Here is a 12,025-nt window from a genome sequence, read left to right as displayed (position 1 = left end):
CGGTCAGTCCTTCTTCGGGTAGAACAGCCCGAGGCCGTGCTTCTGGAGCACGTCGTACGCCTCGGCATAGGTTTCCGGCTCGGCGGCGCCGGGCGCCGCGTACCGCGCGAGCAGAAGTCCGAGCAGCCCGCGTCCGGGCTGGCTGAGGGGCTTGTTCCTGTGGGGGCCGTCCTTGAGGTCGCTCAGCTCGTCCTCGTCGGGGTTGGGCGGCACGTACATCGGGTGCACCACCGGCCACGTCGCCGGGTCGCGGGGAATGTCGAGGTTCACGACCGAGAACAGATCGCGCGCCTCGGCGTCGCGCCGGGTCAGCGGGCGCAGCCCGTGCAGCCGAGCGAGGGTGGCGGCGACCGCCGCGTGATGCATCTCGTCGTGCACGATCGTGCCGGCTCGCGTATAGGCCGACACCGCGATCGTCGGGACGCGAACGCCGAGACGGTCGAAAGCGAACCCCATCTCGCCCGGCTCCTCGTCGGCGACGGGCGGGGTCGCCGCCGGCGGCGGCACATGGTCGTACGTCCCGCCGTGCTCGTCGAACGTGATGAGCAGCAGCGTGTTCATCGCGTTCGAGCCATCCGGCGTCGCGCTCGCCTTGATCGCGTCGTAGACGTCGGCCACGAGCTTCTCGCCGGCCCGCACGTCCGACACGGCGGAGTCCACCACGACTGAGCCGTCGACCTCGCTCTCGCGGAGCGCGCCGAACGGCGGATGGAAGTCGTTGTGGTTGTAGACCAGCCGCGGCTCGATGAAGGCGTACGCCGGGAGGGTGCCCGCCTTCGCGTCGTCGAAGAACTCCGTCATGTGCCCGAAGCGGCCCGTCCGCCAGTACTTCTCCAGCACGGGCGCGTGCAGGATCCCCGTGAGCGATACCAGCTGCATCTCGTCGAAGTAGACCTTCCACGCGATGCCGGCGTCCTCGAGCCGGTTGAAGATCGTGGGCGTCGGCGCCGCGTCGAGCCACTTGTCGTAGCCGCCGCCGTGCTTGTTGGTGACGAAGCCGTGCGATGTCGAGGCGTGGAAGAACGACCGGTTGCAGTAGGTCTGCGACGGCACGGCGGCGAACCAGGCGTCGAAGACCGCGAATCCCTTCGCGAGCGTCGACAGCACCGGCAGCTGCTCGGGGGAGAAGCCGCCCATGATGTGCGACGCCTCGTCGATGGTCGGCTGTGTGCCGTGGCGCAGCCGCGTCAGGTTGTTCCAGTAGTCGTGGAGGAAGCCCGCCATCGTCGGCGCGGTGCCGGACGGGGGCGCATTGAACGGCGCGGCCATGTCGCCCACCTGGCTCGCGGCGTTGTCGCTCGGATCGACGACACCGAAGATCTGCGTGTTGACGTGCGGGAATTCCTCGCCGGGATCAGGGTCGGGCCGCGCCATCACGTCGTCCGTGGGCCCCGAGTAGGCGTGCACCGCGACGCGCTCGCCGGAGGGCGCCGTGTTCGCGTAGTCGCCGAACGCGAGCCCGTCGAACGTGGCTCCCTGGGGCAGGTTCTCGGGGGTGTAGAGCCATCCCAGCAGGTTGTCGAAGGACCGATTCTCACCCATGAGGACGACGACGTGGTCGAAGCCGGGCTCCGAGCGCGGTGGGAGGGCGCCGAAGTCGACCGATCCTTCGCGGTGGCCGATCGTGTGGCCGATGGCCGCGCCGGCCGCGGCTCCCACTGCGCCGCCCACCACCAGGCCGGCGGCGGCGACCCCGCCGAGCTTGAGGAAGTCGCGACGCGAGCTCGAGTCCGCCGACTCGGGCGCGCCGGAGTCGGCGGACGTCTCGGTGCCGTCGACGCGCCCCGCCCGGGCGTCGTCCTGCTGGCCATGCCCCGTCATGGTCCGTCCAGACTAGGCCCCCGGCAGGGGATCAGGCGGTCAGCGAAGCGCGGGCCATCGTCCGGAGGATGCCGCGCACGTCGCGCTCGCCGGGGCGCGACCTGGACGCCCGCACGGTGTGGGGTGTCGAGTTGATGAGGCCGAAGCAGGCGTGCGCACGCACGCGGAGGTCGTCCTCGTCGCGCTCCGGATGGACGCTGGAGAGGATGCCGATCCACACCTCGACGTACTCGCGCTGCAGGCGCCGCACGGTGTGGCGGTCGTCGTCGCTGAGACTCGCGAGGTCGCGGTCCTGGACACGGATGACGTCGGCGTCGCGCAGCGCGAACTCCACGTGGAAGGCGATGATCGCGTCCAGCTGCTCGGAGGCCTCGTCATGACTCGAGATCACTGCGCGCCCGCCCGCGAGGAGCCGCTCGCTCACCTCGACGAGAATCGCGCCGAGCAGTGCCTGCTTGTTGGCGAAATGACGGTAGAGCGCGGGACCGCTGACCCCGACCGCCCCGCCGATGTCTTCGAGGCTGACGCCGCTGAACCCGCGCTCGGCGAAGAGCGCGGCCGCTTCGTGGAGGATCGCCGCGTGGCGGTCGGCCTTCGCGCGATCGCGGTCGGTGACACCGTTCGTCATCTGCTGCTCCGCTTGTAAATCCAGTTAAGGCTCGCTAACCTGAACCTCAGTTAGTGAACACTAACCAATCCGATCGCGTCCCGACAACGGACGTGATCCGATCGTGACGTCGAGGAAGATGCGCGGGAGATCCGGATGAGCGTGCTGAGCACCGCCGCAGTGCACGACGAGACCTTCGCGCGCACGCGCGACGCCCAGCGGGAGCTTGCCGAGGGGCTGCGCGCGCGGCTGGCCGCAGCATCCGCCGGCGGACCCGCCGCCTCGCGCGAACGGCATGTCGCGCGCGGCAAGCTGCTGCCGCGCGACCGGGTCACGCGACTGCTCGACGAGGGGAGCCCGTTCATCGAGGTCGCCCCGCTGGCCGCGGAGGGCCTTTACGACGGCGACGCCCCGGCCGCGGGCGTGATCGCGGGCATCGGGCTGGTGCATGGCCGCCACGTGATGGTGGTGTGCAACGACGCGACGGTCAAGGGTGGGACGTACTATCCGCTCACCGTCAAGAAGCACCTGCGGGCACAGGAGATCGCTCTGGAGAACCGCCTGCCTTGCGTGTACCTCGTCGACTCCGGCGGCGCGTTCCTGCCGATGCAGGACGAGGTGTTCCCCGACCGCGACCACTTCGGCCGCATCTTCTTCAACCAGGCGCGACTTTCCGCCGCCGGCATCCCGCAGATCGCCGCGGTGCTCGGTTCGTGCACCGCCGGGGGCGCGTACGTGCCGGCGATGAGCGACGAGACGGTGATCGTGCGCGGCCAGGGCACGATCTTCCTCGGCGGTCCGCCGCTGGTGAAGGCGGCGATCGGCGAGGTCGTCACGGCGGAGGAGCTCGGCGGGGGAGAGCTGCACGCCCGCCGCTCCGGCGTCGTGGACCACCTCGCGGAGGACGACGAGCACGCCCTCCAAATCGTGCGCGACATCGTGGCGACGCTGCCCGCGCCGGCAGAGCCCGCGTGGGAGGTCGTGCCGACCGTCGAGCCGGCGGTGGCGGCATCCGATCTGTATGGTGTCGTGCCCGTCGACGTGAACCAGCCGTACGACGTCCGCGAGGTCATCGCCCGACTCGTCGACGGCAGCGAGCTGCACGAGTTCAAGCGCGAGTACGGCGACACGCTGGTGACCGGGTTCGCGCGCATCCACGGGCACCCGGTCGGCATCGTCGCGAACAACGGCGTGCTGTTCAGCGAGTCCGCCCAGAAGGGCGCCCACTTCATCGAGCTGTGCGACCAGCGCGGCGTGGCGCTGCTGTTCCTGCAGAACATCTCGGGCTTCATGGTGGGGCGGGATGCCGAGGCCGGCGGCATCGCGAAAGACGGCGCGAAGATGGTCACGGCCGTCGCCACCACCCGGGTGCCGAAGCTCACGGTGGTGATCGGCGGGTCGTTCGGCGCCGGCAACTACTCGATGTGCGGTCGCGCGTACTCGCCGCGGTTCCTCTGGACGTGGCCGGCGAGCCGCATCTCGGTGATGGGCGGCAGCCAGGCGGCGTCGGTGCTCTCGACCGTCAAGCGCGACCAGCTCGAGGCGCGCGGCGAGGCGTGGTCCGCCGGCGACCAGGTGGCGTTCGAGGCGCCGATCCGCGCGCGTTACGAGGAGCAGGGCGACCCGTACTACGCGACGGCGCGCCTGTGGGACGACGGCGTCGTCGACCCTCTCGACACCCGCGACCTTCTCGGCCTCGCGCTCGACGTCGTCTCGCGCACCCCCCTCCCCGAACCGCGCTTCGGCGTCTTCCGGATGTGAGCGAGAGAAGTGCGAAGCATGCCCCCGGTCATTGAGCGAGCGAAGCGAGACGGAATGCCGCTGCCTGAACCCGCCGAAGGGTTCGACACCGTCCTCGTCGCCAACCGCGGCGAGATCGCCCGCCGGGTGATCCGCACTCTCCGGCGCCTCGGCATCCGGTCGATCGCCGTGTACAGCGACGCCGACGCCGACGCGCCGCACGTGCGCGAAGCCGACGACGCCGTGCGCATCGGTCCCGCCGCGGCCGCGCAGTCGTACCTCGACATCGACGCCGTCGTCGCGGCGGCCGTCTCGAGCGGTGCGCAGGCGGTGCACCCCGGGTACGGCTTCCTGTCGGAGAACGTCGCCTTCGCCCGGGCGTGCACCGCGGCGGGCATCGTGTTCATCGGTCCCGGCGAGCGCGCGCTCGAGGTGATGGGCGACAAGATCCGCGCGAAGGCGCACGTCGCCTCCCACGGCGTGCCGACCGTGCCCGGCTTCAGCGCAGCAGGGATGACGGATGCTGAGATCTCGGCGTCCGCCGAGCGCACCGGCTTCCCCCTCCTGGTGAAGCCGTCGGCCGGCGGCGGCGGCAAGGGCATGCAGGTGGTCCGGTCGGCTCGCGAGCTGCCCGACGCCCTCGCGACCGCGCGTCGCGTCGCGTCGGCCGCGTTCGGCGACGACACCCTCCTGCTCGAACGGCTCATCGAGCGCCCGCGCCACATCGAGGTGCAGGTGCTCGCCGATGTGCATGGGAACGTCGTCCACCTCGGCGAGCGCGAGTGCACGCTCCAGCGCCGGCACCAGAAGGTGATCGAGGAGGCGCCGTCGCCGGCGGTCGACGCCGGCACCCGCGCGCGCCTGGGCGCGGCCGCCTGCGCGGCGGCGGCATCGGTCGACTATCGCGGAGCGGGCACCGTCGAGTTCCTCGTCGCCGCCGCCCGGCCCGACGAGTTCTTCTTCATCGAGATGAACACGCGCCTCCAGGTCGAGCACCCGGTCACCGAGCTGGTGACCGGCTTCGACCTGGTCGAGCAGCAGCTGCGGATCGCCGCGGGGGAGCCGCTCTCGTTCTCGCAGGACGACGTGCGCCTCGACGGCCACGCGATCGAGGCCCGGGTGTACGCGGAGTCACCGGAGCGCGGATTCCTGCCCGCCACCGGCGAGGTGCTGGCGTGGCGGGCCGCCGGGGGCGTCCGCACCGACTCGGCCGTCGAGACCGCGAGCGTCGTGACGGCGGACTACGACCCGATGATCGCGAAGGTCATCGCACACGGATCCGACCGGGCGGAGGCGCTCGCACGGCTCGACGGCGCGCTCGCCGAGACGGTGGTGCTCGGGCTCGACACCAACATCGGCTTCCTGCGCGCGCTCCTGGCTGAGGACGGCGTGCAGACGGGCGACATGGACACCGGGCTCATCGACCGGATGCCTGCCTACACGAGCGAGCCGCCGACGCCCGCCGCGCTGCGCGCCGCAGCATCGATCGACTCGCGCCGCGCAGATGCACCGCGGGCTGCGGGCAGCGGTGCGGCCTGGCGAGAGCTCGAGGGATGGCGGGCGGGCGCGCCCGCCGTGCCGGCGACGCTCCAGCTCCTCGACGAATCCGGTGACGTCCACGCCGTGACAGCCGGCGGAGGTGACACGTCGGGGCGCCTCGGAGCGTCGGACGCGACCACACCAGCCACCTCGGCGGCCCTGCCGGCGCGCACGGCGGTCGACGCCGACGGCTGGGTCTGGGTGCACGCCGATGGCGCGACGCATCGCCTCCACCGGCTGAGCCGGCGCGCCGCGATGGAGCGGCGCCTGGCGGCCCGAGAGCGCGCGGCCGCGGCATCCGATCCGGAACTGCGCGCCCCGATGCCGGGCGCCGTCGTCGCCGTACATGTGACCGATGGCGCGACCGTCGCCACGGGCGACCGCATCGTGACGATCGAGGCGATGAAGATGGAGCACCCCGTCCTCGCCCCGCATGACGGCGTGGTGCGCGTCGACATCTCCGTCGGGGAGCAGGTGCGCCGCGACCAGGTGCTCGCGCACGTCTCGCTCGCCGACGCGCCGGCGGCGGCATCCGATTCTCCCGACGAATCCACCGCGGACGCCCACGAGGCGTCCGCGCCGACCTCCTGACACCCGAGGAGCAGCAATGGACAGCTACGACACCTACGACCTCAGCGACGACGAGCGGGAGCTCGCCGCCCTGGTGCGGCAGTTCGCCGACGAGGTCGTCGCGCCCGTCTCGTACGAGGCCGACCGCACGCACACCCTGCCGATGGATGTCGTCGCGCAGATGGCGGAGCTGGGGCTGTTCGGCCTGCCGTTCCCCGAGGAGTACGGAGGACAGGGAGGCGACTACTTCGCGCTCTGCCTCGCGATCGAGGCACTCGGCCGCGTCGACCAGTCGCTCGCGATCACGCTCGAGGCGGGCGTCAGCCTGGGCGCGATGCCGGTGTTCCGGTTCGGCACCGAGGAGCAGAAGCAGGAGCTCCTGCCCGACCTCCTCGCCGGCACGGCGCTCGCCGCCTTCGGGCTCACCGAGCCGGAGGCGGGATCGGATGCGGGCGCCACCCGCACGACCGCGCGCCGGGACGGCGACGAGTGGGTCATCAACGGCTCGAAGCAGTTCATCACCAACTCGGGCACCGACATCACGCGGTTCGTCACGGTCACCGCGGTGACGGGTGAGACCGACGGCCGCAAGGAGATCTCGACCATCATCGTGCCCCACGGCACACCCGGCTTCACCGTCGAGCCCGGTTACGACAAGGTCGGCTGGCGCGCGTCCGACACGCACCCGCTCACGTTCCAGGACGTGCGCGTGCCCGCGGCGAACCTGCTCGGGACGGAGGGACGCGGGTTCGCGAACTTCCTCCACATCCTCGACGAGGGACGCATCGCGATCGCCGCGCTCGCGACGGGAGCGGCGGAAGGATGCCTCGACGCCGCCGTCGACTACGCCAAGAAGCGGACGGTGTTCGGCGACGCGCTCTCGACGCGGCAGGGAATCCAATTCCTCCTTGCCCGCATGCAGCAGCGGGTGCACGTCGCGCGGCTCGCGTGGCACCATGCCGCGCGCCTGCGCGACGCGGGCAAGCCCTTCAAGACGCAGGCGGCGATGGCGAAGCTCACCGCGAGCGACGCCGCCATGGACAACGCCCGCGACGCGACCCAGATCTTCGGCGGCAACGGCTTCATGAACGAGTACCCCGTCGCGCGCCACTACCGCGACTCGAAGATCCTCGAGATCGGCGAGGGCACGAACGAGGTGCAGCTCCTCGTGATCGCACGGGCGCTCGGCGTGGCGTGAGGGTAGCGTGACAGACGTGACCCCCGACGCTCCCGAGCACGCCCTTCCCGCCGGCGAGGCGCGCGAGATCGTGCAGCGCGGGCTCTACTACGACGAGCTCGAGGTCGGTGCGCGGTACCTTCACCGGCCAGGCCGCACGGCGACCGAGGCCGACAACGTGCTGTTCTCGTCGATCACCATGAACACGCAGGCGCTGCACCTGGATGCCGCGTTCTCCGAGTCGCAGCCGTTCGGACAGCGCCTCATGAACTCGATGTGGACGCTCGCGACGATGGTCGGCGCATCCGTCTCGCAGATCACGCAGGGGACGCTCGTCGCCCAGCTCGGGATGACGGACGTGTCGTTCCCGGCGCCCCTGTTCCACGGCGACACGCTCTACACCGAGACCGAGGTCCTCGGCAAGCGGCTCTCGGCCTCGCGACCGGGGCAGGGGATCGTCACGCTGCGGCACACCGGCCGCAATCAGCGGGGCGAGGTCGTCGCCCTCGCCACCCGGACTGCGCTCATGTGGGGCGCACCGAAGACCCCGGAGGAGACGTCGTGAGCTTCGATCTCGGCCCCGCACTGCTGTTCTGCCCGGCCGACCGGCCCGAGCGATACGCGAAGGCGTACGACCGAGCCGATGCGGTGATCCTCGACCTCGAAGACGCCGTGGCGCCCGCCGACAAGACCGCGGCGCGCGGTCACCTCATCGAGTCGGAGCTCGACCCGGCGCGGGTCATCGTCCGGGTGAACCCGCCCGAGACCGACGCCTTCACCGCCGACCTCGCCACGCTGTCGCAGACGGACTACCGGCGCATCATGGTCGCGAAGTCGGAGTCGCCCAAGCGCGTCCGGCGCATCGACGCCCGGTTCGAGGTCGTCGCCCTGTGCGAGACGGCGAAAGGGGTCGCGCAGGCCGACCGCATCGCCGCCCTCGACAACGTCGTCGCGATGATGTGGGGCGCGGAGGACCTCGTCGCGAGCATCGGCGGCACTTCCAGCCGAAAGCCCAACGGCCGCTATCGCGACATCGCGCGCTATGCGCGGTCTCGCGTGCTGCTGGCGGCCGGCGCGCGCGGCAAGGCCGCGATCGACGCCGTGCACCTCGACATCGAGGACGCGAAGCGCCTGGCCATCGAGGCGGCGGATGCCGCAGCATCCGGTTTCCGCGCCACCGCATGCATCCACCCGAGCCAGGTGGCGGTCATTCGTGCCGCCTACCGCCCCGACGAGAAGAGCGTGGCGTGGGCGCGTGCCGTCCTCGCGGCGGCCGACGGCGAGCGCGGCGTGTTCTCGTACGAGGGACGGATGGTCGACGAGCCGGTGCTGCGCCACGCGCGCGGCGTGCTGGCCCGCGCAGACGGCTGAGCGCCGAGCCTAGGCCACCAGCCCCGCGTAGGTCACGAGCCGCAGGTGGTCGCGCTCGTAGACGAAGTCGTGGGTGGCGCCGTTGGCGAGGCGCTCGCCCTCGAGCGGCAGCTCGCCGGCGGTCGCGTGGCGCATCACCTCGCGGATGAGCGCGCCGTGGCTCACGACGATGAGCGAGGCCGCGGCAGGAGCGGTCGCGCGGCGGTGTTCCCGCACGACACGGCCGAGGGCGGCGATCGCACGGGTGCGCAGATCGGCCCACGGCTCGGCACCGGGCACCTCCGCCGTGTACCAGTCGCCCCAGCGGCTGCGGAACTCCTCGATGCCGACACCCTCGGCCTCGCCGTATGCGCGCTCGCGCAGACTGGCGTACGTGCGCGGAGCCGCGAGGCCGAGCTCGGCGGCGATGATCTCCGCGGTCTCGCGGGCACGGGCGAGGTCGCTCGACACGATCGTCACAGGCACGGCGCCGTCGAGGCGCTCGCGCAGCACCTGCGCGGTCGCGCGGGCCTGCGAGCGCCCGGTCTCGTTGAGAGGAATGTCGGTCGCGCCCTGGATGCGCCGGTCGCGGTTCCAATCGGTCTCGCCGTGGCGGATCAGGGTGAGCGCGGTCATGCTCTCGACCCTACCCGCGCCGTCTGGGCGTCAGCCGCTCAGGCGAGAGCGGGCAACCCGTCGGCGAGCGCGCGCAGCACCTCGCTCGTGCCCGCGTCGATCTTGACCGTCGCCCGGGCGTCGGCGCGCGTCGCACCGCGGTTCACGATGACGACGGGCAGGCGACGGCGGCGTGCACGCTCGAGCAGCCGGATACCGGAGTTCACCACCAGCGACGACCCCGCCACGACGAGCGCCCCGCTCGTGTGGACGAGCTGCTCGGCCTCGCGGAACTTCTCGGCGGGGATGAACTCGCCGAAGAAGACGACATCGGGCTTCAGCATCCCGCCGCACACGCTGCAGTCGGGGATGCGGAAGCCCTCGGTGCTCTCGGGGAGCACGTCGCCGTCGGGGCCGAGTGCGACGTTCTCGGGCACGCGGATCCACGGATTGTCATCCTCGACGCGACGGGCGAGGTCGCGCCGGTCGAAGACCTGGCCGCAGTGGGTGCAGAAGATGCGGCGCATCGTGCCGTGGAGCTCCACGACGCGGCGGCTGCCGGCGCGCACGTGGAGCCCGTCGACATTCTGGGTGACGACCCCGGTCGCGAGCCCGCGGGCCTCGAGGTCGGCGAGGGCGCGGTGGCCGGGGTTCGGCTCGGCCGACGCGAACGCCTTCCAGCCGAGGTGGCTTCCCACCCAGTAGCGGCGGCGCGACGCGTCGCTCGAGAGGAACTGCTCGACGGTCATCGGGGTCCGCACGGGCGCGCCCGCGCCCCGGTAGTCGGGGATGCCCGAGTCGGTCGAGACCCCCGCGCCCGTCAGGACGGCGATGCGCCGGCCCGAAAGCGCGGCGATGGCCTGGGCCACGGCATCGGTGGTCCGGGCGTCCATTCCGGTCGCGATCGTCGTCACGGCGCACCCCCTTCGCGTCGAGTGTAGGCCCCGCGGTTTTCCGGGATGTTACGGGGCGGCGCGGCGTGCCAGGATGAGCGCGTGGGCAGCTTCGGAGGCGTCAGCGCTGAGCAGTACGCGCGTTTCATGGGCCGGTTCTCGACCCCGCTCGCGGTCGGGTTCGCCACCGTGGGGCTCGACGGCGTCGACGCGGACGCCCGTGTGCTGGACGTCGGCTGCGGACCGGGGATGCTGACCCTCGAACTCGTGAAGCGTCGCGGGCCTGCGGCGATCAGCGCCGCAGATCCGGAACCGGCGTTCGTCGAGGCGACGGAGGAGCTGTGCCCGGGCGTGGACGTCCGTGTCGCCGAAGCGGAGCATCTGCCGTTCGCCGACGGGGAGTTCGGGGCGACGCTCGCCCAGCTCGTCGTCCACTTCATGTCGGACCCGGTGCGCGGGGTGACGCAGATGGGCCGCGTGACGGCGCCGGGGGGCCGCGTCTCGGCCTGTGTGTGGGACCACGCCGGCGACGGCGGCCCGCTCTCGACGTTCTGGCGCGTCGCACGCCGACTCGACGAGGACGTGCGCGGAGAGGCCGGTCTCAGCGGAGCCGCACCGGGGCAGCTCGTCGACATCTTCCGCCGCGCAGGACTCGCCGACGTCGCGCAGACCGTCGTCGAGTGCACGGTGTCGTTCCGAGACTTCGCCGACTGGTGGGACCCGTTCCTCCTCGGCGTCGGGCCGGCGGGCCGGTACATCGCCATGCTCGATGGGCAGGAGCTCGCGCGGCTCGAAGCTTCGCTGCGCGAGGAGCTCGGCGACGGGGCGTTCACGGCGACCGCGCGGGCCTGGACGGCGGTCGGCACTCGGGCCTGAGCGCCGTGCGACGATGGGACGCGATGCACGCGATCCAGATCACCGACGCCTCCGACGAGCGGCTCACGGACTACCGCGATCTCACCGATGTCGCGCTGCGGCGCGTGATCGAGCCCGCGGGCGGCTTGTACATCGCCGAGTCGGCGAAGGTCATCGGGCGCGCGATCGCCGCCGGCCATCGCCCGAGGTCGGTGCTGGTGCAGGAGAAGTGGCTCCCCGACATCGAGGAGCTGGTGACGGATGCTGCGGTGCCGACGTACGTCGTGACCCCGGCGATCGCCGAGTCCCTCACCGGCTACGCCGTGCACCGGGGCGCGCTGGCCTCGATGCATCGGCCCGATCTCCCGCCCGTGGCGGAGGTCGTCCAAGACGCGCGGCTCGTCGTCGTGCTCGAGGACATCGTCGATCACACCAACGTCGGGGCGATCTTCCGCGCGGCGGCGGGGCTCGGCGCCGATGCGGTGCTCGTGAGTCCGAGGTGCGCCGACCCGCTGTACCGGCGCAGCGTGCGGGTGAGCATGGGCACCGTGTTCCAGGTGCCGTGGACGCGGCTGCCGGAGTGGGGCGAGGCGCGCGGAGTGCTGCACGACGCGGGCTTCGAGCTCGCGGCGCTCGCGCTGTCGGACGACGCCGTGTCGCTCGACACCTTCAGCGGGCGCCGCCCGGAGCGGGTCGCCCTCATGCTCGGCGCCGAGGGCGACGGACTGTCGCGCCGCGCGCTCGAGGCCGCCGACACCGTGGTCACGATTCCCATGGCGGGTGGCGTCGACTCCCTCAACGTCGCCGCCGCGAGTGCTGTCGCGCTGTGGGAGCTGCGGGCGCGCTGACCCGTCCCGC

The 12,025-nt window shown here is 72.0% G+C and carries 11 protein-coding genes; 7 read left to right on the top strand and 4 right to left on the bottom strand.

What is annotated here, in order from left to right; all coding sequences use genetic code 11:
* Positions 1 to 3: 3 nt before the first annotated feature.
* Both MRBLWH7_RS04980 and MRBLWH7_RS04975 read right to left on the bottom strand, forming a co-directional pair.
* On the bottom strand, positions 4 to 1,821 hold the full coding sequence (locus MRBLWH7_RS04980) for an alkaline phosphatase family protein (RefSeq protein ID WP_341999732.1): 1,818 nt from the start codon (positions 1,819 to 1,821) through the stop codon (positions 4 to 6).
* 31 nt (positions 1,822 to 1,852) lie between these two features.
* Positions 1,853 to 2,449 carry a TetR/AcrR family transcriptional regulator gene (locus MRBLWH7_RS04975; RefSeq protein ID WP_341999730.1) on the bottom strand — a complete coding sequence of 199 codons (597 nt, stop codon included), beginning with the start codon at positions 2,447 to 2,449 and terminating at the stop codon, positions 1,853 to 1,855.
* 135 nt (positions 2,450 to 2,584) lie between these two features.
* Between MRBLWH7_RS04975 and MRBLWH7_RS04970 the strand changes: the two genes are divergently transcribed.
* Genes MRBLWH7_RS04970 through MRBLWH7_RS04950 form a run of 5 tightly spaced genes read left to right on the top strand, consistent with a single transcriptional unit; the run spans position 2,585 to position 8,825 of the window.
* Positions 2,585 to 4,189, top strand: coding sequence for a carboxyl transferase domain-containing protein (locus MRBLWH7_RS04970; RefSeq protein WP_341999728.1), 1,605 nt, complete (start codon positions 2,585 to 2,587; stop codon positions 4,187 to 4,189).
* 54 nt (positions 4,190 to 4,243) lie between these two features.
* The gene (locus tag MRBLWH7_RS04965; protein WP_341999726.1) at positions 4,244 to 6,298 is read left to right on the top strand and encodes a biotin carboxylase N-terminal domain-containing protein; all 2,055 of its coding nucleotides are present in this window, start codon (positions 4,244 to 4,246) and stop codon (positions 6,296 to 6,298) included.
* 16 nt (positions 6,299 to 6,314) lie between these two features.
* On the top strand, positions 6,315 to 7,475 hold the full coding sequence (locus MRBLWH7_RS04960; RefSeq protein ID WP_341999723.1) for an acyl-CoA dehydrogenase family protein: 1,161 nt from the start codon (positions 6,315 to 6,317) through the stop codon (positions 7,473 to 7,475).
* 16 nt (positions 7,476 to 7,491) lie between these two features.
* On the top strand, positions 7,492 to 8,019 hold the full coding sequence (locus MRBLWH7_RS04955) for a MaoC family dehydratase (RefSeq protein ID WP_341999721.1): 528 nt from the start codon (positions 7,492 to 7,494) through the stop codon (positions 8,017 to 8,019).
* Positions 8,016 to 8,825 carry a CoA ester lyase gene (locus MRBLWH7_RS04950; RefSeq protein ID WP_341999719.1) on the top strand — a complete coding sequence of 270 codons (810 nt, stop codon included), beginning with the start codon at positions 8,016 to 8,018 and terminating at the stop codon, positions 8,823 to 8,825. The genes MRBLWH7_RS04955 and MRBLWH7_RS04950 overlap by 4 nt, the downstream gene beginning before the upstream one ends.
* A gap of 9 nt (positions 8,826 to 8,834) precedes the next feature.
* On the opposite strand, the gene MRBLWH7_RS04945 is transcribed toward MRBLWH7_RS04950, so the two are convergent.
* Both MRBLWH7_RS04945 and MRBLWH7_RS04940 read right to left on the bottom strand, forming a co-directional pair.
* Positions 8,835 to 9,440 (bottom strand): histidine phosphatase family protein, encoded by a 606-nt coding sequence (locus MRBLWH7_RS04945; RefSeq protein WP_341999717.1) that lies wholly within the window; start codon positions 9,438 to 9,440, stop codon positions 8,835 to 8,837.
* Positions 9,441 to 9,478: 38 nt separating this feature from the next.
* Positions 9,479 to 10,312 carry a Sir2 family NAD-dependent protein deacetylase gene (locus MRBLWH7_RS04940; RefSeq protein ID WP_342001927.1) on the bottom strand — a complete coding sequence of 278 codons (834 nt, stop codon included), beginning with the start codon at positions 10,310 to 10,312 and terminating at the stop codon, positions 9,479 to 9,481.
* A 102-nt stretch (positions 10,313 to 10,414) separates the two neighbouring features.
* Between MRBLWH7_RS04940 and MRBLWH7_RS04935 the strand changes: the two genes are divergently transcribed.
* Positions 10,415 to 11,188, top strand: coding sequence for a class I SAM-dependent methyltransferase (locus MRBLWH7_RS04935; RefSeq protein WP_341999715.1), 774 nt, complete (start codon positions 10,415 to 10,417; stop codon positions 11,186 to 11,188).
* A gap of 23 nt (positions 11,189 to 11,211) precedes the next feature.
* Positions 11,212 to 12,015 carry an RNA methyltransferase gene (locus MRBLWH7_RS04930; protein ID WP_341999713.1) on the top strand — a complete coding sequence of 268 codons (804 nt, stop codon included), beginning with the start codon at positions 11,212 to 11,214 and terminating at the stop codon, positions 12,013 to 12,015.
* Positions 12,016 to 12,025: the final 10 nt, after the last annotated feature.

This window comes from Microbacterium sp. LWH7-1.2 (assembly GCF_038397755.1).
Lineage (GTDB): Bacteria > Actinomycetota > Actinomycetes > Actinomycetales > Microbacteriaceae > Microbacterium.
This window is presented reverse-complemented; position numbering and strand designations above follow the sequence as displayed.

Bases quoted from the DNA above. Each gene is read 5' to 3' on its own strand.
- MRBLWH7_RS04980 (WP_341999732.1), bottom strand. From the start codon at position 1,821: ATGACGGGGCATGGCCAGCAGGACGACGCCCGGGCGGGGCGCGTCGAC.
- MRBLWH7_RS04975 (WP_341999730.1), bottom strand. From the start codon at position 2,449: ATGACGAACGGTGTCACCGACCGCGATCGCGCGAAGGCCGACCGCCAC.
- MRBLWH7_RS04970 (WP_341999728.1), top strand. From the start codon at position 2,585: ATGAGCGTGCTGAGCACCGCCGCAGTGCACGACGAGACCTTCGCGCGC.
- MRBLWH7_RS04965 (WP_341999726.1), top strand. From the start codon at position 4,244: ATGCCGCTGCCTGAACCCGCCGAAGGGTTCGACACCGTCCTCGTCGCC.
- MRBLWH7_RS04960 (WP_341999723.1), top strand. From the start codon at position 6,315: ATGGACAGCTACGACACCTACGACCTCAGCGACGACGAGCGGGAGCTC.
- MRBLWH7_RS04945 (WP_341999717.1), bottom strand. From the start codon at position 9,440: ATGACCGCGCTCACCCTGATCCGCCACGGCGAGACCGATTGGAACCGC.
- MRBLWH7_RS04940 (WP_342001927.1), bottom strand. From the start codon at position 10,312: ATGGACGCCCGGACCACCGATGCCGTGGCCCAGGCCATCGCCGCGCTT.
- MRBLWH7_RS04930 (WP_341999713.1), top strand. From the start codon at position 11,212: ATGCACGCGATCCAGATCACCGACGCCTCCGACGAGCGGCTCACGGAC.